Origin of the sequence: Algoriphagus alkaliphilus (assembly GCF_900103735.1) — a bacterium.
GTDB lineage: Bacteria > Bacteroidota > Bacteroidia > Cytophagales > Cyclobacteriaceae > Algoriphagus > Algoriphagus alkaliphilus.
The window spans coordinates 61,845-81,930 of sequence record NZ_FMXE01000008.1 but is presented as its reverse complement, the minus strand read 5'-3'; the positions used below and the strand labels follow the sequence as shown (position 1 = coordinate 81,930).

22 protein-coding genes are annotated in these 20,086 nt (G+C 42.4%); 18 read left to right on the top strand and 4 right to left on the bottom strand.

All coding sequences use genetic code 11. The features are described from left to right. Positions 1 to 3 precede the first annotated feature (3 nt). On the top strand, positions 4 to 471 hold the full coding sequence (locus BLQ81_RS06985; RefSeq protein WP_092729238.1) for a methylated-DNA--[protein]-cysteine S-methyltransferase: 468 nt from the start codon (positions 4 to 6) through the stop codon (positions 469 to 471). 111 nt (positions 472 to 582) lie between these two features. Here BLQ81_RS06985 and BLQ81_RS06980 read toward each other — a convergent pair whose 3' ends face one another. After that, complete coding sequence (locus BLQ81_RS06980; protein ID WP_092729237.1) at positions 583 to 1,095, bottom strand: RidA family protein; 513 nt, start codon at positions 1,093 to 1,095, stop codon at positions 583 to 585. 75 nt (positions 1,096 to 1,170) lie between these two features. Between BLQ81_RS06980 and BLQ81_RS06975 the strand changes: the two genes are divergently transcribed. Together BLQ81_RS06975 and BLQ81_RS06970 are read left to right on the top strand one after the other, a co-directional pair. After that, positions 1,171 to 1,632, top strand: a complete 462-nt coding sequence (locus BLQ81_RS06975; protein ID WP_092729236.1) for a GNAT family N-acetyltransferase — start codon at positions 1,171 to 1,173, stop codon at positions 1,630 to 1,632. 218 nt (positions 1,633 to 1,850) lie between these two features. Next, a complete protein-coding gene (locus BLQ81_RS06970) occupies positions 1,851 to 2,675 on the top strand; it encodes a universal stress protein (protein ID WP_092729235.1) in 825 nt (274 codons plus the stop codon). Here the strand turns inward: BLQ81_RS06970 and BLQ81_RS06965 are convergent, their stop codons facing one another. After that, positions 2,676 to 3,599, bottom strand: a complete 924-nt coding sequence (locus BLQ81_RS06965; RefSeq protein ID WP_092729234.1) for a hypothetical protein — start codon at positions 3,597 to 3,599, stop codon at positions 2,676 to 2,678. 430 nt (positions 3,600 to 4,029) lie between these two features. Here BLQ81_RS06965 and BLQ81_RS06955 point away from each other — a divergent pair, with 430 nt between their 5' ends. The 5 genes from BLQ81_RS06955 to BLQ81_RS06935 all read left to right on the top strand — a co-directional run bounded on the left by BLQ81_RS06955 (position 4,030) and on the right by BLQ81_RS06935 (position 10,379). After that, on the top strand, positions 4,030 to 5,574 hold the full coding sequence (locus tag BLQ81_RS06955) for a carbon-nitrogen hydrolase family protein (protein WP_092729233.1): 1,545 nt from the start codon (positions 4,030 to 4,032) through the stop codon (positions 5,572 to 5,574). Next, positions 5,553 to 6,128: a KdsC family phosphatase gene (locus BLQ81_RS06950; protein ID WP_092729232.1), complete on the top strand. Its 576-nt coding sequence runs from the start codon at positions 5,553 to 5,555 to the stop codon at positions 6,126 to 6,128. The genes BLQ81_RS06955 and BLQ81_RS06950 overlap by 22 nt, the downstream gene beginning before the upstream one ends. Further along, entirely contained in the window at positions 6,125 to 6,973 is an 849-nt protein-coding gene (gene kdsA, locus BLQ81_RS06945; RefSeq protein WP_092729231.1) for a 3-deoxy-8-phosphooctulonate synthase, read from the top strand. The genes BLQ81_RS06950 and kdsA overlap by 4 nt, the downstream gene beginning before the upstream one ends. A gap of 16 nt (positions 6,974 to 6,989) precedes the next feature. Beyond that, positions 6,990 to 8,645 carry a L,D-transpeptidase family protein gene (locus BLQ81_RS06940; RefSeq protein ID WP_092729230.1) on the top strand — a complete coding sequence of 552 codons (1,656 nt, stop codon included), beginning with the start codon at positions 6,990 to 6,992 and terminating at the stop codon, positions 8,643 to 8,645. 84 nt (positions 8,646 to 8,729) lie between these two features. Then, positions 8,730 to 10,379, top strand: coding sequence for a L,D-transpeptidase family protein (locus BLQ81_RS06935; protein ID WP_175454179.1), 1,650 nt, complete (start codon positions 8,730 to 8,732; stop codon positions 10,377 to 10,379). Here BLQ81_RS06935 and BLQ81_RS06930 read toward each other — a convergent pair whose 3' ends face one another. Further along, positions 10,380 to 11,069: a murein L,D-transpeptidase catalytic domain family protein gene (locus BLQ81_RS06930; RefSeq protein WP_092729228.1), complete on the bottom strand. Its 690-nt coding sequence runs from the start codon at positions 11,067 to 11,069 to the stop codon at positions 10,380 to 10,382. A gap of 307 nt (positions 11,070 to 11,376) precedes the next feature. Between BLQ81_RS06930 and BLQ81_RS06925 the strand changes: the two genes are divergently transcribed. The 8 genes from BLQ81_RS06925 (at position 11,377) to BLQ81_RS06890 (ending at position 17,201) form a co-directional block, all read left to right on the top strand. After that, positions 11,377 to 11,787: a 6-pyruvoyl trahydropterin synthase family protein gene (locus BLQ81_RS06925; protein ID WP_092729227.1), complete on the top strand. Its 411-nt coding sequence runs from the start codon at positions 11,377 to 11,379 to the stop codon at positions 11,785 to 11,787. Next, the gene (gene folE, locus BLQ81_RS06920) at positions 11,747 to 12,451 is read left to right on the top strand and encodes a GTP cyclohydrolase I FolE (RefSeq protein WP_092729226.1); all 705 of its coding nucleotides are present in this window, start codon (positions 11,747 to 11,749) and stop codon (positions 12,449 to 12,451) included. Before BLQ81_RS06925 ends, folE begins: the two co-directional genes overlap by 41 nt. Before the next feature lie 110 nt (positions 12,452 to 12,561). Next, complete coding sequence (locus BLQ81_RS06915) at positions 12,562 to 13,242, top strand: SDR family NAD(P)-dependent oxidoreductase (RefSeq protein ID WP_092729225.1); 681 nt, start codon at positions 12,562 to 12,564, stop codon at positions 13,240 to 13,242. Between the two features lie 71 nt (positions 13,243 to 13,313). After that, positions 13,314 to 13,577, top strand: a complete 264-nt coding sequence (locus BLQ81_RS06910; protein WP_092729224.1) for a hypothetical protein — start codon at positions 13,314 to 13,316, stop codon at positions 13,575 to 13,577. Between the two features lie 18 nt (positions 13,578 to 13,595). Continuing rightward, positions 13,596 to 14,039 (top strand): hypothetical protein, encoded by a 444-nt coding sequence (locus tag BLQ81_RS06905; RefSeq protein ID WP_092729223.1) that lies wholly within the window; start codon positions 13,596 to 13,598, stop codon positions 14,037 to 14,039. Then, on the top strand, positions 14,036 to 14,665 hold the full coding sequence (locus tag BLQ81_RS06900; RefSeq protein WP_092729222.1) for a flavin reductase family protein: 630 nt from the start codon (positions 14,036 to 14,038) through the stop codon (positions 14,663 to 14,665). Before BLQ81_RS06905 ends, BLQ81_RS06900 begins: the two co-directional genes overlap by 4 nt. 99 nt (positions 14,666 to 14,764) lie before the next feature. Continuing rightward, complete coding sequence (locus tag BLQ81_RS06895) at positions 14,765 to 15,760, top strand: ligase-associated DNA damage response exonuclease (protein ID WP_092729221.1); 996 nt, start codon at positions 14,765 to 14,767, stop codon at positions 15,758 to 15,760. Positions 15,761 to 16,202: 442 nt separating this feature from the next. Continuing rightward, a complete protein-coding gene (locus BLQ81_RS06890; RefSeq protein WP_092729220.1) occupies positions 16,203 to 17,201 on the top strand; it encodes a phosphotriesterase family protein in 999 nt (332 codons plus the stop codon). A gap of 21 nt (positions 17,202 to 17,222) precedes the next feature. Here the strand turns inward: BLQ81_RS06890 and BLQ81_RS06885 are convergent, their stop codons facing one another. Next, entirely contained in the window at positions 17,223 to 17,828 is a 606-nt protein-coding gene (locus BLQ81_RS06885) for a hypothetical protein (RefSeq protein WP_139183578.1), read from the bottom strand. A gap of 200 nt (positions 17,829 to 18,028) precedes the next feature. Here BLQ81_RS06885 and guaA point away from each other — a divergent pair, with 200 nt between their 5' ends. Beyond that, positions 18,029 to 19,558, top strand: a complete 1,530-nt coding sequence (gene guaA / locus BLQ81_RS06880; RefSeq protein WP_092729218.1) for a glutamine-hydrolyzing GMP synthase — start codon at positions 18,029 to 18,031, stop codon at positions 19,556 to 19,558. Between the two features lie 197 nt (positions 19,559 to 19,755). Beyond that, the gene (locus BLQ81_RS06875) at positions 19,756 to 20,076 is read left to right on the top strand and encodes a hypothetical protein (RefSeq protein ID WP_092729217.1); all 321 of its coding nucleotides are present in this window, start codon (positions 19,756 to 19,758) and stop codon (positions 20,074 to 20,076) included. Positions 20,077 to 20,086 lie beyond the last annotated feature (10 nt).

Below are 20,086 nucleotides of genomic sequence, written 5' to 3'. Positions count from 1 at the left end.
CCCATGCCCATCATTTCCTCACCACTTGGTAATATCCGAATCAGCTCCCGAGATGGCTGCCTTTCTGAGTTGAAGTTTACCGATGAGGAGACAGACGGAGAGATTTTAGATCAAGTCCTGTTAAGTACTGTGCAGCAGTTGGAGGAATATTTTGCCGGAGAAAGAAAGACTTTTGATATGCCGATCGGGTTGGGAGGGACGGATTTCCAGCGGAAAGTATGGTTGGAAGTCAACAAAATTCCTTTTGGACAGACGACCACGTACATGAAGATTTCCCAGAAACTGGGCAAGCCAGGTGCCATCCGTGCAGTGGGCGCAGCAATTGGTGCCAATCCCATTCTTGTCATTCTTCCCTGTCATCGGGTATTGGGAAGTGATGGCAGTCTCACAGGATATGCCGGAGGGTTGGACAGAAAAAAAGCCCTCCTGGAATTGGAAGGCCATGCTTTTCAGACGAGTTTGTTTGAGTGATCAGTGTCCAGTCTCAGTGGTCAAACTGCTAGCGTGTCACCCTGAGCGGAGTCGAAGGATCCTCGACTTCGCTCAGCCTGACACAATCTGGCTACTGCTACTTCAAACTGCCTACTTTTCTTCCAACTCCACAATCACCTCAATCTCTACCGCCATATTGTTGGGAAGCGAACCTACACCTACGGCTGATCGGGCGTGCTTTCCTTTTTCACCGAATACTTCCACCATCAGATCTGAGAAGCCGTTGATTACGGCAGGCTGGGCGGTAAACTCAGGGGTGGCATTGACCATCCCGAGTACTTTGACAAACTGCTTGATTCTGGATAAGTCTCCCGTGGCGGCCTTCAGTACTGCGATGATTTCAAGTCCCGTGGCCCGAGCCGCTTCATATCCTTGTTCAACACTCAGGTCTGCACCCACTTTCCCATAGATTTTCGGGCCACTTCCTGCGAGGTAAAGTAGGTTCCCCACCTGCTTCCACTTGACATAATTGGCGATCGGCTGGCCCACTTCAGGGATTTTGAGACCCATTTGCTCCAGCTTCTCTTCAGGAGTCTGTGCATTTACGGAAAGGGATATTCCTGTGATGGTTAGTATAAGGCATGTTAATAGAATTTTTTTCATGGGTATAGTGTATTAGTTGCCGTTTCTAAGCTAACTGATTCTCCTTACTTTTGATAGTCTTTTAAAGTGATTGAGATGTCTATTATTCAAATTCTCCCATATTCCCCAGAGTTTCAGCCTTATTTTGAATCCATCAACAAAGCATGGGTCACCCAGTACTTTACACTGGAACCGTTTGATATTGAGCAGTTGGAGTATCCGGAGGAGACGATTTTGGCAAAAGGGGGAGGGATTCTTTTTGCGAAAATAGGTGATGAAATTGTCGGAACTGTCGGGTTGATTCCAACGAATAATTTAACCTGTGAAATGATCAAAATGGGTGTAAATCCTGCTGCTCAAGGAAAAGGGGTGGGGCACTCGCTTGGAGTTGCTGTTATGGAGGAGGCCAGAAAGATGGGATTTTCAAAGATGGTTCTTTATTCCAACACCAAACTTGCAGCGGCACTTCACCTTTATAAAAAACTTGGTTTTCATGAAGTGAAGGCAGAATGTGGATCTTATGGCCGTTGTGATATTAAAATGGAGCGAATGCTCTGAGTAGTTCGCTGTTTCGTCTGTTTAAAATTGTTTCGTAATAGTCACACCTGACTACCCCATGCAGGCTTTTTCACTTAGGTAGTGGATTGATCATCTGTCCACGGCATATCGCCTCATGCTTTATTTCCTAACATATATCAGGTTTTTTCCTGATTTAACGCAATGAGATTCTAAATAGGAAGTTGGAAATTTAGTGCCTAACTAATAGCCCAAATTCTATGAAAACTATTCTAGTTCCCTTTGATTTTTCGACTTATTCACTTGCTGCTTTACAAACCGCACAGCGGATTTGCGCGAAGAATCAAGCCAAGATCATCTGTGTGACTGTTATACCTTCTGAAATAGATTGGGATTTACTGTCCGAAGAAGCAAAACTAAAGTACCCCCAATTGCTGGAGGAGCGTCAAGAGGCCATGGAGGTTTTGCCCGGATATATTAAATCAGTTGCTCCGGCTAAAGCTCAAATAGAGCAAATCATAAAAATAGGTGTGCCATATGAGCAAATCCTAAGAGTAGCCGAGCAATCATTTGCCGACCTGATCGTGATAGGAGCGTATGGGAAAGGACACGTGGAGGGGAATTTTATCGGATCAACACTGCAAAAAGTAATTCGTTTCGCACCATGTCCCGTTTTAGCGGTAAAAAGCGCTTTGGATGGAAATGCTTTCCGAAAAATTGCTTTTGCAACGGTATTCAACAAAACAGGGAAAGTCGCTTTTGAAAAAATACTTCCCCTTGCAAAAATTTTCAAAACGTCAATTCACCTACTCTATGTAAACACGCCAGCTCATTTCACTAATTCCTCTAAATCAGACAGGGATATGGCGGAGTTTGGCAAGGGACATGAGCAGTTTGTAATCCATCGCTATGTGTATAATCATGAAGACCCTGAAAAGGGCATCATGGAGTTTTGTGAAAAAAAAGGAATTCGGCTTCTGGGAATTGTCTCCGGAGAGCGAGGCCATGCATCCTCTTATGTCATCGGGACCACAGAAACGCTGATATTCAAATCAGATCTCGGCATATTAAGTATTAAGTCTTGATTACCAAAATCTGAAACGCTTCTCGTAGATTCTGTTTCGGAATATCCAGTTGTCCCAAATATCCGGTGAAAGGTAAATTTCAACACCTACACTTACGGTCATATACCCATCATAACGGTGGGTAAGGCCGGACCCTCGGCGTACTCTTCCCTGATTTCTCAAAATTTTATCTACATCCGGTTCACCATTGTCCAATACAAAGCTGGGATTTCGTATGGCTAGCCGAAGGCGATCGGGGTTATTTCCTGTGACGTAGTCATCAACCAAATCAAGGTAAAATTCACTGACGTTGAACGCAGAAATGTCATCCATGTAATCGGTGAGGGTAAAGCGATAATTTCCTTCAATCTTCATGTCCATGTAGACATTAAGCTTGTATTTGAAGCCTAGGCCCATCGGGAAAACTACAATTTTGTCATTGTAAGGGTTGTTTTCAAGCTGAAGCGGGCGTAGGTCTACCCAGGTTCCGTTGAGCTCAGCCTTTGGATTGTTGGTAGACATTCCTACCCCAAAAAATATGTATGGATTCCAAAGGTGTCTGGTGATATTATTCACTTTAACAGGGTGCCAATAATACTCTATGAGTGCCGCTACCTCAATATTATTGGCGCGAAAGTGTAGGTTTCTCGGTGTTCGAAATGCTCTTGGATCGGAAGGTGGGTCCGAACCGGATATTCTATAATAGGTTCCCTCCAGTCTAGCTTTAAGATGGGTTCCAAAAATATAATTCACCGCAAAATTGGCATTATAATCCAGCTGAATTCCCTCGTTGTATTTCCAAAATGAATAGAGTTCTCCAAAATATTGTGAAGGTCCAATTCCAGCGGATATTGACCAAGGCTCTTCAAACCTATAGCGATAGAAGCTTTGGGAATAAGTAGAAAAAGACGGGAAAAGAAATAATATTATGAGTAATCTTTTCATTTTTTAATGAGTCGCAATTTCCCTAATCAATTGCTAGGCAGAAATTTAGACTAAATTCCCAATTTTTCAAACCCTGACTTTAAATGTAAGTTGCACTGTGGAAACGGAATCTCGACATTTTCGGCAGTAAATCGCTTAAAAATAGCGTAGTAAAGTTGGTTTTTCAGCACATTTGGTTTATTGACATAATCACTTGTACATACCCTAAAGTTAAAATTAAGACGGTTGTCACCATAGCTATCGAAATCCTCTGAATTTAACGCTCTGCTAAACTACTAAACACCAAATTTCGATCCTTAAACTATTTATTCTTAACCCGGGAAACCAATTTTGTTTTCAAAAATAATTCTGTTCGGTAGAATCTTTTGATTTTGACCTTGGTGAATGTCAGTTTTGAAATAATTGACTGATTATTTTTAATTTTGACTTTATGAGTAAACAAAGAGAAGAATTAGAACACCGTCTAAAACTCCGGAATATCAAGCTGTCAGACTATGATGGTATTCGGGACATCATGGTGTCAATTTATAAAAATCAAGGTGGTGCATGGACTAAGGCAGAGCTTAAAAACCAACTGAAAGTTTTTCCGGAAGGTCAAATATGTATCGAGGATAATGGGGTTGTCATTGCAGCTGCTTTGAGCATCGTGGTGGATTATGCGAAGTTTGGTGACAACCATACCTATGATCAGATCACCGGTTTTGGGAAATTTGACACCCACGATGATGACGGAGACACCCTCTATGGTACCGATGTTTTTGTGCACGCTGATTATCGGGGAATGCGGCTTGGCCGACGGCTATATGATGCCAGAAAAGAACTCTGTGAAAATCTAAACCTAAGATCCATCATTGCAGGTGGACGGATTCCCGGGTATTCGAAATACGCGGATGAAATGACTCCGCGTAAATACATCGATCTGGTTAAAAATCGGGAGATCTTTGATCCGGTGCTGTCTTTTCAGTTGGCCAATGAGTTTCACGTTCGCAAGGTGATCACCAAATATTTGCCAGAGGATACCGATTCCCGTGCCTATGCGACTTTGCTCGAATGGATCAATATCTATTATGAAAAGGATGAAAAACTCATCGGCAACAAGAAGTCCATCGTCAGGCTTGGATTGGTACAGTGGAAAATGCGCCGCTTTTCCAATGTGGACGATCTGATGCAGCAGGTAGAGTTTTTTATTGATACGGTTTCCGGTTATAAATCCGACTTTTGCCTTTTGCCTGAATTTTTCAATGCTCCTCTTTTGGCTGAGTTCAATGATATGGATGCATCTGAGGCCATTCGTAATCTGGCCGATTATACCGATGAAATTGTCGGTAGGATGAGTGAATTGGCAGTGTCCTACAACGTGAACATCGTGGCAGGATCGATGCCTGAATACGATGGTAAAAAATTGCGTAATGTCAGCTACCTCTGTCGTAGGGATGGAACTCAGGACAAACAGTACAAATTGCACATCACTCCCGATGAGGCGGCATATTGGGGTCTGCAAGGGGGGAATGGGATTCACGTCTTCGATACTGATGCGGGTAGAATAGGGATTTTGATCTGTTACGATGTGGAATTTCCTGAATTGGGAAGGATCCTTGCCGAGCAGGAAATGGACATTCTGTTTGTGCCCTTCTGGACCGATACCAAAAACGCCTTCCTTCGGGTAAATACCTGTGCAAGGTCTCGTGCGATTGAGAATGAGTGTTATGTCGCCATTACAGGTTCGGTGGGTAACCTCCCAAAAGTTGAAAATATGGACATCCAATATTCTCAGGCAGCTATTTTTTCCCCTTCGGATTTTTCATTTCCCCACGATGCGATTGTAGCGCAAGCCTCAGAAAATGAGGAGACCATCATCGTGGCCGATGTTGATCTCGATCTACTTACCAAGCAGCGGAAGGCAGGAAGTGTCAGGAATTTGGAACAACGTAGATTGGATCTTTACTCAGTACAATGGAAGCAGAAAAAACAATAAATCACTACCTGGCACATGTGTCGGAGGAAGTTTTCACAAGAGCTAAATCCATCAAAGTCCTCATCACGGACATTGATGGAGTGATGACTGATGGAGGGATTATCTATGATGATCAGGGGATTGAGTACAAAAAATACAATGTCAAAGACGGACTGATCGTCCAGCATCTCCGAAAGGCAAAAATTCTGGTCGGAGCGATCACGGGCAGAGCTTCTCAAGTGGTGGAAAATCGGTGTGAGGAACTCAAGTTTGATTTTCACTACCATGGAATCAAAGACAAAGGAAAAAAACTTGAGGAGATCCTCCAGACGATTGAGGTCAGCATGGAAGAAGTTGCCTACATCGGTGATGATTTGATTGATTTACCGATTTTGGCCAATGTTGGTCTGGCAATTTCACCAGCTGATGCCTTGCCCTATGTGAAGATTTATGCGCATCACGTTTCTCCATTTGCCGGAGGCAAGGGTGTATTTCGCGAAGTGGCTGATATTCTTTTGCATTCAAAAGGTCAGCTTGTCCCGATTATTGAAAATTTATCCAAAAAGGAATTATGAACAGAACCAACCATACCATGCACATCCGTGAGGGTGTAGTTTTGGGAGCTGATAAGCCCGTGCTTTTTTCTGGCCCTTGCGCCGTCGAGAGTTATGATATTTGTATCGAAATAGGTAGCAAAGTGAAGTCCTGGGCCGATCAGTATGGCTTTTCGTATGTTTTCAAGGCCTCCTTTGACAAAGCAAATCGTACTTCATCCGGATCTTTCAGAAGTATCGGGATGGACAAATCATTGGAAGTATTGGAACGGGTAGGGAAGACGCTTAACGTCCCTCTGGTGACGGATATTCACGAAAGCTACCAAGCTGCTGAAGTGGCTGAAGTTGTCGACGTGCTTCAGATTCCGGCTTTTCTTTGTCGACAGACGGACTTGCTTTTGGCTGCAGGCCAAACCGGGAAAGCAGTCAAAATCAAGCGGGGTCAATTTATGGCGCCGGAGGACATGCAATACGCCGTGACCAAGGTACGATCCACAGGGAATGAAAATGTATGCCTGACAGAACGGGGATTTTCCTTAGGTTATCACAATTTGGTGGTGGATATGCGTGGCCTTCCGATCATGCGTCAGTTTGCTCCGGTAGTATTTGATATTACGCACTCTGTCCAGCAGCCGGGAGGGCAAGGTGGAAGCAGTGGAGGGCAGCGAGAATTTGCCCCAATTCTGGCAAGAGCTGCCGCAGCTACGGGAATTGATGGATTTTTTATTGAGACTCATCCGGAGCCAGCAAAAGCGCTTAGTGATGGGCCAAACTTAATACCACTACACAGAATGGGCGATTTTCTCAATATGTTAAAAGAAGCATGGCTTTTGGGGAGGAAGTTTCAAGACTTCGCAGTGGAGTAAAACCATCAACTCAGATATGAAAAAAGTACTTGCCATTGGCATAGCAGTATGTGTGATTTTGGGTATCCTTTGGGTTACCCTTTTTAATAAAAAATCAGATTTAACAGAAGAATTACAAACCAGACTGGAAGGCCAGTCTTCCGAAGTGTCGCTAAAAATCGGTGAAACGTCGCTCAAAGCGAGCGAGGAGCTTCGGCTTTTTTATGCCGAAAGGGAGTATGCGGAGGCTTGGTCCAGCAACGGAAAACTCACCAAGCTAGGGGAGGAACTCAAATTTGAAATCGGCGAGTCAAAATATGATGGACTCAACCCGGAAGACTATCACGCTTCAGAAATTGAGCTGTTATTTCTGGCAATTTCCGACCAAAAAGGAAAACTGAAAGCCAAACCATTTGCAGATTTGGCAGATTTGGATCTGATGCTTACAGATGCTTTTTTCCAGCTGGCAAGGCATCTGGAAATTGGAAAAATCGATCCAAGCAAACTCAAATCTGCATGGGATCTGGGAGTAAATACACCCAGCATCAATTATAACGAGCTTTTGAACGAGTCTATCCGAAAAGGGTCAATCAAAGATGGGCTTGAAAGTCTATACCCGGAATTTAAGATATACAAGAAGGGAAGAGAGGTAATCCGGGATTTGGATGAAAAGCGGAAAATTGACACCCTGGTTTGGAAAACTGTCAATTTGAAAAAGTCTTTGAAAATCGGCGACTCCCATGCTTCTGTTCCGGGTTTACGGAACCGCTTGATTTTTTGGGGTTATCTTAAGCCCTACGAGTTGAAAGATAATTTGGTCTTCGATCCACAGATGGAAGAGGGCCTGAAAAAATACCAGCTGAACAATGGGATGGAGCCTGATGGCGCCATTGGTAATTTGACTGCCGAAAGCCTGAATAATTCTCCAGCCAGACTATTGGACATCGCAGCGGTGAATATGGAAAGATTGCGTTGGCTTTCGGATACGCTTAGAGACTCAGAGCTTATTTTGGTCAATGTGGCAAATTATCAATTGGACTATCTTAACAAACTCGATACGGTTTTAACAGCTAAAGTTATTGTGGGGAAGGAGTATAATGCGTCCCCGGTTTTCAGTGCACCGATGACTTACATCGCTTTTAGCCCTTACTGGAATATTCCAGCATCGATCACAAAAGATGAAATTGTGCCTGCAGTACGGAAAAACCCAAAATATTTAGCTCAAAAAAACATGGAAGTGGTCACGAGTTCCGGTGAACCGGTCAACCCAAAACCGGGTGATTGGTCCGCTGAGACTTTTCCATATTTGATTCGTCAAAAGCCGGGAGGCTCCAATTCCTTGGGATTGGTAAAGTTTATGTTTCCAAATGAACACAGCATATACATCCATGATACTCCGGCGAGAAGTTTGTTTCAATTGGAAAACAGGGCTTTGAGTCATGGTTGTATCCGAATTCAAGATCCGGAAAAATTCGCAGCACTTTTACTGAAAGACGATCCCTCTTGGACTTCAGAGAAAATCAATGAGGCTATGAATCAGGAAAAAGAGCAAATCGTACAGTTGAAAAAACACATTCCGGTTGTGATCTTTTACCTGACATTCTGGGCTGATTCCAATGGGGCGCCTCATTTTAGGTCAGATATATACAATCGTGATCAGGAAGTATTATTGGCATTGAAGGGGACGGAGTAAAGATATACCGCTTTTGAGCAAATAGCAGTGGTTTTCTGAAGGGATAATTCTAGTTTTACAGTGACTTACTGTAGACTACTTATGATGATTCGGAAAATCACTTTTATCCTTTTTTTGGGGTTTTCGCCCTTATTTCTATTGGCAAGTACTCACGGTGACCAAGATCCCTTGCAAGATCAAATCCGACTCAAACTGGAGAGTATTCAACCGGGCAGATTACTTTCCATCAAAAATCAAAACTTGAGTGCCTCCGGAGATATTTTTTCCTTTTATTCAAATAGGGAATTCCGCGAAATCTGGTCATCTGATGGGATCCTGACTGAATTGGCCTATGAGTTAAGATTTGAAATTCGCCAATCCAAGTTTGACGGCTTAGACCCTCAAGAATACCATTTAGGTCTGGTTGATACCTTTTTCAATACTTTTGAAGCCAACAAAAAAAACAAAGTCCCCAATGATCTAGGCGAACTTGTTGATTTGGAGCTTTTGCTGAGTGATGCTTTTTTTCAGCTTGCCGCTCATTTGGAACGGGGAAAAGTGAATCCTGCACTTCTCAAATCGACTTGGGAAATAGCACGGAAACCGCAAAAAGTAAATTATGGTGACTTACTCTCAGTTTCGCTGGCATCGGGGGAAATCCGAAGAAATCTGGAAACGATTTATCCCAAATTCACTAGTTACAAACGCGGACGCGAGGTAATCAGGCAGCTGGATGAGAAAAGTAAGGTGGATTCACTGAATTGGAAACCTATAAAAATTGATAAAACCATCAAAGTAGGAGAAAGTAACAATTCAATTCCGATTATACGACAGCGCCTCCAATTTTGGGGATATATGGGGTACTATGAGACGGAAAACCCCAAAGTGTATGATTCCTTACTTTTTGAAGGGGTTAAGGAATTCCAGCGTAAAAACGGAATGGAACCTGATGGGGCATTGGGTAAAAATTCGGTTGCCGGGATCAATAATTCACCAAGTTTGCTTCTGGATCGGGCTGCCGTCAACATGGAGCGACTGAGGTGGCTTCCTGACACATTGAAAGAAGCTGAAATCATATTGGTGAACATAGCAAATTACCGGCTTGACTATATCTATAAGATGGATACCCTATTTTCATCTAAGGTGATTGTAGGGAGGCAGTACCATTCTACTCCAATTTTTTCGGCAGCGATGAGTTATATTGTATTTAGCCCCTATTGGAATATTCCCAACTCGATCGCTCGCAATGAAATCATTCCGGCCATTCGCAGAAATCCGGATTATCTCCGGCAAAAAAATATGGAGGTGGTGACCTTTTCGGGACAACCGGTAGATCCAAGTACAATTAATTGGTCCAATAAATCTTTTCCTTACATGATCCGCCAAAGACCCGGTGGAAGTAATTCACTAGGCCTTGTGAAATTTATGTTTCCCAATAGATTCAGTGTTTATATCCACGATACGCCTACGAGAGCACTTTTTGACAGAGAAGATCGTGCGCTTAGTCATGGCTGCATTCGCCTACAAAACCCCACGGAATTTGCAAAAATCCTGCTCAGGGCCATGCCGGAATGGACCGACGAAAGAATCAACCAAGCTATGAATCAAAAATCTGAGCGAATAGTCAACCTCAATCGAAAAATTCCCGTCGCCTTGGTTTATTTGACTTTTTGGGCCGATTCGAAAGGCCAAGCCCATTTTCGTCAGGACATTTACAACAGAGACGCGGAGATATTAACTTTGCTCAGGAAATAATCAGGGTTGAACCAAGGTGGATTGGTTCAAGTAATTTTGATCTTTTCCATAAATGAAAAGCAAGCTGCCTTCTTTGATTAGATCAATCACTTTTGCTGACAGTTCGGGAGGAAGTGCAGGGCAGCCCAGGCTTCTTCCCAGTCTGCCGGTTGATTTTGCGAATTCTTCCCGCGCATACTCAGCGCCATGAATCACAATGGCGCGTGCCCTGGCTTGATCATTGAAGCCTTTTTCCAGCCCATCCAGTCGAAGCGAGTATCCATGTTTTCCCTGATAAGTTTCAGCAGTTTTATAGAATCCCAAGCTGCTTTGGAAGGATTCAGGGGTATTTGAAAAATTCTTTGCCATGAGCTCACCGGTATTTCTTCCATGAGCGACTACCGTGTTGAGGAGAATTTCTCTCTTTTCCACATCGATGACCCAAAGTCGCTTTTCAGTAGAGGGAAGACTGAAATCGATGACGGTCAACAATGGCTTGTCCAGATTATGCTCGAGTTTTTCCCATCCTTCAAGCGCATAATTTAATGCCTCCAGATTTGGGATGTTTTGATGCTTTTTTGCTAAAGATTCAAAAATGACTTCCGAAGAGTGATTGTTTTCTAGTGGAACTAGAGTGGTACTTGAACCTGAGTTTGGATCTGAAAAAGTAAAAGTCCAAACTAAGGAAATTAGAATTCCTGCTGAGATCATGAAGATTTGGCTTACTTATAAGGTGAGGTTCAAATGTAGGGTATCTTCTTCATTGTCAAAAACATTGCCATAAAAATAGGAGGTGAATTTTGTCGCTGGAGCCAAAGAATAAAATGGAACCTTATTTGTTGGATAGCGGGTTTTCGAAATGGTACTTGGAAAAGATATTTTGGGAGCCTCCCTTTAATCTGTAATTTCAAGGCCTTTAGTTAAATTAATAAATTGACTTGCAGAGATTTGACTGATTTGTTTAAAGAAAAAATGAAATAATTAAACAAAAAGAAAAGACCTGCTGTTTGAATAATCAATGAAAGTATCCGTATTTAGAAAAGAACATTTTAATGCTGCTCACCGGCTCAACAATCCCGAGTGGTCTGATGCGCAAAATGAGGCCATTTTCGGCAAGTGTAACAATGCAAACTTCCATGGTCACAATTACGATTTAATTGTGCAAGTCAAGGGAGAAATTGATCCTGGCACAGGATACGTTTATGATATGAAAGTGCTCAGTGATTTAATCAAAGAGTACGTTTTAAATAAGTTTGACCATAAAAATTTAAACCTGGATACCGATGAATTCAAAAATCTCAATCCATCTGCCGAAAACATCTCAGTGGTTATTTGGAATATTTTGAGGGAAAAGATTGATCGGAAATTCGAATTGATCATTCGACTTTATGAAACAGAAAGAAACTATGTTGAGTACGATGGGAATTGATATAGCCCGATCTTCATTCGAGTACCTCGGAGAAGATCATGTTGGAACCTCACTTGAGACACCGCTCCGAGAAGATGCATTTGAAATGGATGATGACCTAAAGGTCGAATTAATCGAAAAACATTTCAGAGAGATTATGCATATCATGGGATTGGATCTGACAGATGATAGCTTGAAGGGTACTCCTCATCGTGTGGCCAAGATGTATGTAAAGGAAGTGTTCAGTGGCTTAAACCCTAAAAATAAGCCTGCTGCAAAGCTTTTTGAGAATAAGTACAAGTACAATCAAATGCTAGTGGAGAAGGACATCACCTTTCATTCTCACTGCGAGCATCATTTCGTGCCGATCTATGGACGGGCGCATGTCGCATACATTTCCAGCGGTGATGTAATCGGTCTTTCTAAGATCAACCGGATAGTGCAATACTATTCCAAGCGACCACAAGTTCAGGAAAGATTGACCATGCAAATTGGCAATGAACTGAAAGAAGCCTTGGGTACGGAAGACGTGGCTGTGATCATGGATGCCTACCACATGTGCGTAAGCTCTCGTGGTGTCAATGACACGAATAGCTCAACGGTCACTTCATTTTTCTCAGGAAAATTTGAATCAGAAGAACAAACTCGCAACGAGTTCTTGAAATACATCAGTCTGAAGAAGTAATTTTCTAGGCTGAGTAAACCAATTGAAACCGGGCCAAATGCCCGGTTTTTTTTGTGATTCATAAAACAAAAACACCAGCTATTCTCTTTTAATCAAAGAAATTAACCTATATGAAGGACAAAAATATTGTAATCGTCGGAGGGAACTCTGGCATAGGAAAGGCAACAGCGACTTTGTTAAGTGAAGCTGGAGCTAATCTGTTTTTATATTCCAAAAGTGGAAATGGCACCAAAGAACTCGACACCAGTGTAGACTTCACCGATATTCCCGGTTTGCCGGAAGTCATTGATGGCGTAGTGTACTGTCCGGGCACGATTAATCTGAAGCCATTCCACAGGATTTCTCTTGCTGATTTTCAAAATGAGATGGACATTAATTTTTTTGGAGCGGTCAGGGTGCTCCAAGCTTGCCTCAAGGGATTGAAGAAATCTCCCAGTCCTTCGGTGGTGCTTTACAGTACAGTAGCAGTTCAGACGGGAATGGGTTTTCATGCCGGTATTGCTTCGGCAAAGGGTGCTGTAGAAGGACTTACCAGATCTTTGGCTGCAGAGTGGGCTCCTTCAAAAATCAGGGTAAATGCCATTGCACCTTCCTTGACAGAAACTCCGCTAGCTTTAGCATTGCTTTCTACTCCTGAGCGTAAGGAGTCCTCAGATAAAAGACATCCCCTAGGGAGAATAGGTGCTTCCGAGGATATCGCCGAAGCAACCGTATTTTTGCTTTCTTCGAAATCATCTTGGATGACAGGCCAAATTCTCCATATCGATGGAGGAATGTCTAATTTGAAGTAAAATTTAAACAATTTATCTGTTCATTTTGTCTTAACCCATGGGTACGGTCCCGAGAGAATAGTGCTGTGATTATGAAGACTCCACCTGAATCATTCCTTCTTTTCAAGGAAGAATTGAGGAAAGCCCAACTTGAAAAAGAGCGGCTTAAACAACAATACGAAGAGAAATTGTCTGATGTCAATCGAGAACTGTATCGATTGAAGGAGCAAATTCAGTCTCAACAAGACATGATGCGTACCACGCTGGAATATGCTTCTGTACTTGAACAACGACTGTCCGAGTTCAAAGAAGAAGTTGCGCATGTGACTACTCAACGTAAAAATTCAGTTTACTAAGCTTTACCTACGCTAGCTATGAATGAAACATTAAACACTTCCGAAATTCAAGACTTTGAATTGGCTTATGAAGAGCGCTATGCAAGAGTTTTGGTTAGTGCAGAAAAGAAAATCGTAATCTGTGAATTGCTTGCAGACTACATTCCTATAGAAGATTTCAAGGAGGCCTTTGAACAGATTGGGAAAATTGTCAAAGGAGGGAGTTTTGAAAAATTCATTTTTGACAAAAGATCTTTGAGAGCCTTTCACCAGCCTACCATGGAATGGTACTTTATCCACTGGAAAAAGGATATGCTTGCTTATGGTTTAAAAACTCACCGAAAAATCCTTCCTGCTGAAAAATGGTTTGAAAAAATGGTTCAAATCGCCAAGCAACAAATCCTTGAGACTTATCCCGATAACATCATCGATCAACTTGATATCCAATACTGCGATACTATCGAGGAAGCAATTAAATTATGATTCGACATTTTGACTCAAAGGAAATTTTGGCTTCGGATTCATTCTATCGAAGGAATCTGATTACTTGCCTCTCCGGATACAAAAGTCTCAATCTTATTGGAACACAAAACTCCAAGGGCAAAACAAATCTGGCTCCTTTCTCACAGGTGTTTCATATTGGCGCAAATCCTCCGATGCTGGGTATACTTTTTAGACCTAATACTGTGATCAGGCATACCCTACACAATATCCTGCAGTCGGGAATTTTCACAATGAATCACGTCACATCCGAGTTTTATAAAGAGGCGCATTGGGCATCAGCCCGATGGGAAGATTCTGAATTTGATGCAGTGGGTATAGAAGCCGAGTACCTGAATGACTTTAAGGCTCCCTTTGTGAAAAAAAGCCCCGTCAAGTTAGCATGTACAGTTTTGGAGACCCAAGAGCTAAAAGTAAACCAAACCATTTTCATGATCGGTAGCATTGACTCCATTTACATCGATGATAAGGGATTGAGAAAAGACGGTTCGCTTGATCTTGAATTGCTTGATACGGTGACTGTCGCCGGATTGGATGATTACTATACAGGAAAAAGTCTGGGTCGTCTTAGTTACGCGAAACCGGAGGGATTGCCAGAAGAGATTTAATAACCGAAATTGATGTAATTATTATTGGTTTGCAATTGCGGTTTCCAATTCCTGTAAATTCAGCTTTGAAAAAGCTCAAATTCTTACACCGTTCATAATTTGAAACTTTTAGAACTCACCGATTCAGGACTTTTTTGCACTCCGGCAGGGATTTTTATTGATCCCTGGAAGCCTGTGGATTTGGCGGTAATCACCCACGCGCATTCCGATCATTCCCGCTGGGGTATGAAGCACTATCTGGCACATCACCATTCTGCCGAAGTGATGAAACTGAGACTTGGCTCCGAAATCAGCTTGGAGACGGTGGATTATGGTCAGACACTTGAAATAAATAGTGTCAAAATCTCGCTGCATCCTGCAGGTCATATTCCGGGATCGGCACAGATTCGCCTGGAGTACCAAGGGAAAATAGCTGTAGTCAGTGGCGACTACAAAGTCGAAAATGACGGGCTTTCTTCCCCTTTTGAGCCCGTCAAGTGCCATGAATTTGTCTCTGAATGCACTTTTGGTTTACCTATTTATAAATGGGAAAGGCAAACAGAGATTTTTCGGCAGATCAATTCCTGGTGGAGAGAAAACGGAGCTGAAGGAAGGACTACGGTTCTTTTTGCCTATTCTCTGGGTAAAGCCCAGCGCATTCTTCAAAATCTGGATCAAAGTATCGGAGAAGTCTTTGTCCATGGAGCAATCTGGAATACCAATCAGGCATTGATTTCCAATGGAATTGATCTTTGGGATGTGCCAAGAGTTACGCAGGAAATGTCCAAATCCACTTTCAAAGGTTCCTTAATTATTGCACCTCCATCGGCTATGGGTACTCCATGGATGAAGCGATTCAGTCCTTATCGAACGGGGATTTGCTCGGGTTGGATGAATGTGCGGGGTACTAGAAGGCGAAGAGCTGCGGATCGGGGTTTTGTACTTTCCGACCATGCAGATTGGGAAGGACTGATTCAGGCAATCGAAGCGACAGAAGCTGAAAAGGTGTACTTGACTCATGGGAATACAGCTGCCTTCGGGAAATTTTTGCAGGAGGAAAAAGGAATCGATGCTGTGGAATTACAGACGCTTTTTGGGGTGGAAGAAGTGGAATGAGAGAAATTCGAAGATTGTAAAATTTCAAAATTGAAAAATTGGTGATGTTTCTTGTGACTTGTGTCCTTTTCCGTGGCCTGTTTCCTTTTCCGCGGCTGTCTCAAAAGGGCTTCCGAGGTCAGCCTGACCCTTCGACTACGCTCAGGGTGACTGGAGTCGAAGGCGGTTTCTGTTGAATCAGACCATATTTTGACTTCCCTCCAAAGCGGGCAGGCTGCTCAATTTGACATTCCGGGCTTATGAGACAGCCATTTGTAAAATTTGGATGTAGCACCCATTTTATTTGCTTGTCGGCTCTGAAATGAATGTTTCATTACTTTTTTGGTTTCGGTCTGTGAGGACACAGACCGAGGTTTTTAGATCCCAAAATTGTTGAAGATTAATTGACAAAGTTCTCTAAGCCCAAAAAAATCCTATCTTCAATCTTCTTAATTCCTTGGCTATGAAGAACCTACTTTGCTTCCTTTTTCTTCCGATTTTCATCTTTTCCTGCAGTAACTCGAAAAATGAAACTGAGAAAAATACAATAGAAACTTCCACCGGACCGATTTTGATTGATTCGCTCGGGTTGACTCTGATTCACGAACACATGTTAGTGGATTTTATTGGTGCAGATTCGATTAGCCCAGATCGCTGGGATCGGGATGCAGTAGTAGCCAAGGTTCTTCCTTACTTACTTGAGGTGAAAAAGCATGGTGTAAAAACCATCTTGGATTGCACACCTTCCTTTTTGGCCAAAGACCCACTTTTACTTAAAGAACTCAGTGAAAAATCGGGAATCCGAATTTTGACAAATACAGGTTATTATGGGGCAGTGGGAGGGAAGTATTTACCCAAACATGCCTATTCCGAGTCTGCTGAAGAGCTTTCCTTTCGATGGATTGATGAGTTTGAAAACGGAATCGAAGGAACTGGGATCAAACCTGGTTTTATCAAAATCTCGGTAAATGAAGCTGACGCCCTTTCAGAAATTGATCAAAAATTGGTCAAAGCTGCCGGACTGACACATCAGCAAACCGGACTAACCATCGCTTCTCACACGGGAACATGGAAAACAGCCGCTCAGGAAGTCAGGATTCTTCAGGAAATGGGAGTGGATCCTTCGGCTTTTGTCTGGGTTCATGCCCAGAATGAACCTGATTTTAAAAACTACCAAGTTGCTGCCGAATTGGGCGTTTGGATCAGTTTGGATGGCATCGGTTGGGCGATTGATCCTTATGTGGAGCGCTTACTTTTTGCCAAAGAAAACCGGTTTTTGAACCGCGTTTTGATTTCGCATGATGCAGGGTGGTACGATCCAGCCAAGCCAAGTGGAGGCGATTTTCAGCCCTTCACCAATATCTTCGAAAAGCTGATCCCAGTCCTGAATCAGCGTGGATTTACTGATCAAGACTGGGATCTTTTACTTAAATCAAATCCAAAAAAAGCCTTCAGTAATTAGGAAAGGCTATTCTTGAAGAAATTATTTACCCCAAGATTTAATTTTGACTTTATAAGTAGCCATGATGTACCAAGGCATGTAGAGATCGTACCCAGAGAATGAGACTCCCACTGCCTGATTGAAATTAGGGTTCTTGGTATTCCATTCTGCTTCCAACTCTATTAGTAGTCCAAGCCGGTTAAATTTTGAGGGAAATCTCCACCATTCGGGACTTTCAGGATTTGAGGAATTGATATTGGCAACAAAAGCATGGCTGCCTATTTGAAAAGAAGGTGCTGCCGCAAAAGAAAGTATGAATCCATTTTTCCATTGTAGGATATCATACTTCAGTTTTGGGTTAATGAAAATTCCTGAAGAGAAATCCTCTTTTTTCAGCCCTTTATTTGGATGATCAAAATCTATGTTGCCAATGGAATGGTAAAAGGTAAGTGATGGAGTGAATGTAAATCTTTTACTGATCGATAGATCCACTTCATTGACAAAGTTGATTCCCCAGAGTGCCAAATTGTGATCAATGGCCGGCCCAACTCCAAAGGTGAATTTAGGTTTTTCTTTCTCTTGGGCGAATGATGTAGCGTGAACCATTACGAGAAATAAAATGGCTAGTAATAGTCGGTTTGTTTTCATCAAAAAGAGTTTAAGTTTCAGGTCATCAAACATCCAAAAAGCTTTTCAAGGTTAAAAAATACTTAACGTATTTTAACTAAAAACTTGTTAAATAGCTATAATTCAGTTAATTGATTTTTGACATACTCTTGATTTATATTCAGCTTCCAAATTTTCTTTGCTGAATTTTAGTAAGCCACCTTGCCTGATTACCTTTGCGCATGGCAGAACAAATCCTCATCCTTGATTTTGGTTCTCAGTACACCCAACTCATCGCGAGAAGAGTAAGAGAACTGAACGTTTATTGCGAAATCCACCCTTTCAACAAAGTCCCTGAGATCACCGCTGACATCAAAGGTGTCATCCTTTCCGGTTCGCCGTGTTCTGTTCGTGATGTGGGTTCTCCGGATTTGGATATCGATGCTTTTCGTGGAAAACTCCCGCTTTTAGGGGTTTGTTACGGGGCTCAACTTTTAGCCAGCAAATATGGAGGGGAGGTTCTTCCATCCACGATTCGTGAATATGGACGTGCCAATTTGGACCATATTGACTTGCATCATGATCTGTTGAAGGAAATGACGCATGGATCGCAGGTTTGGATGTCCCATGGAGACACGATCAAAACACTTCCATCAGGCTTTGAAATCATTGCTAGCACTTCTTCAGTGGAAGTTGCGGCTTTCAAAGTCGAAGGAGAGAAAACCTACGGGATTCAGTTTCACCCAGAGGTGACTCATTCTACAGAAGGCAAAAATCTTCTTAGGAATTTCGTTGTCGGAATCTGCGGATGTGCTCAGGATTGGACTTCAGATATTTTCATAGATTCATCTATTGCGGCATTGAAAGCCAAAATCGGTAAGGATAAGGTGGTCATGGGGCTTTCAGGAGGTGTTGATTCTTCTGTAGCGGCTACATTGATTCACAGAGCGATTGGTGATCAGTTGACTTGTGTTTTTGTGGATAATGGCCTGCTTCGCAAAAATGAGTTCGAAGAGGTCCTCGATTCTTACAAACACATGGGATTGAATGTGATCGGAGTCGATTCCAAAAAGCGTTTTTACGATGCATTGGCAGGATTGACAGATCCTGAAGAAAAGAGAAAAGCGATCGGTCGTGCATTTATTGAAGTTTTTGACGAAGAAGCACATAAAATTGAAGGTGTAAAATGGCTGGGTCAGGGCACGATTTATCCCGATGTCATTGAGTCTGTCTCTGTGAAGGGGCCATCTGCTACCATCAAATCCCACCACAATGTGGGTGGCTTGCCTGACTTCATGAAGCTTTCTGTGGTTGAGCCATTGAATACGCTCTTCAAAGATGAGGTTCGTGAGGTAGGGAGAGCGCTGGAAATAGTTGAAAAAATCATCGGCCGTCATCCTTTCCCAGGCCCCGGTTTGGGAATCAGAATCCTTGGAGATGTCACGGAAGAAAAAGTAAAAACCCTTCAGGAGGTTGATCATATTTTCATCCAAGGCTTGAAAAATCACGGACTTTACGATAAGGTATGGCAGGCAGGAGCGATATTACTTCCAATCCAGTCAGTAGGCGTGATGGGAGACGAGCGGACTTATGAGCGTGTAGTAGCACTGAGAGCCGTAGGTTCTGTGGATGGTATGACGGCTGATTGGATTCACCTTCCCTATGAGTTTTTAGGCAAGATGTCCAACGAAATTATTAACCGAGTCAAAGGCGTAAATCGAGTGGTTTATGATATTTCCTCTAAGCCACCTGCGACGATTGAGTGGGAATAAGGATTTCGGGGGATCTCCTAGAAAACAAAAAAACCAGGCTTACCAAAGTCTGGTTTTTTTTATGGTTTCAATTCTGCAATTCAATTACAAATCAAAACACGCATACCTCTGAATAATCAAGTCTAAAACAGAATCAAACATCAAGGTAATTTTCGAATTAAACGCCAGTTTTCTAAGGCTCAGGAATAAAGAAGCAAATGGAATTAATCACTGCACCATATTTTCTAATATCTGGCATTGTAGCCTTTGCATTGACTAGTTTGATTTATTTCTTTTTGACCGAAAGGGAAAACACCACCTATTCAAAACCTGAATTTTTACAATTTGAGTCAAATGAGGGAATTGATAAATTCGAGGAAACTACCAAGCAAAAAAGCGACGATGTATTGGAGCAATTTGATGAACTGGAACTAACTCAGAAAATTTATCAACTTCTGGTAATTGAAGAAATTTACCTTCAACCTGGTCTGACCGTTGGCGAAAGAGATTGGAATTTTTTAGATTTCCTCAGGGCTTAGATTTCCCTTC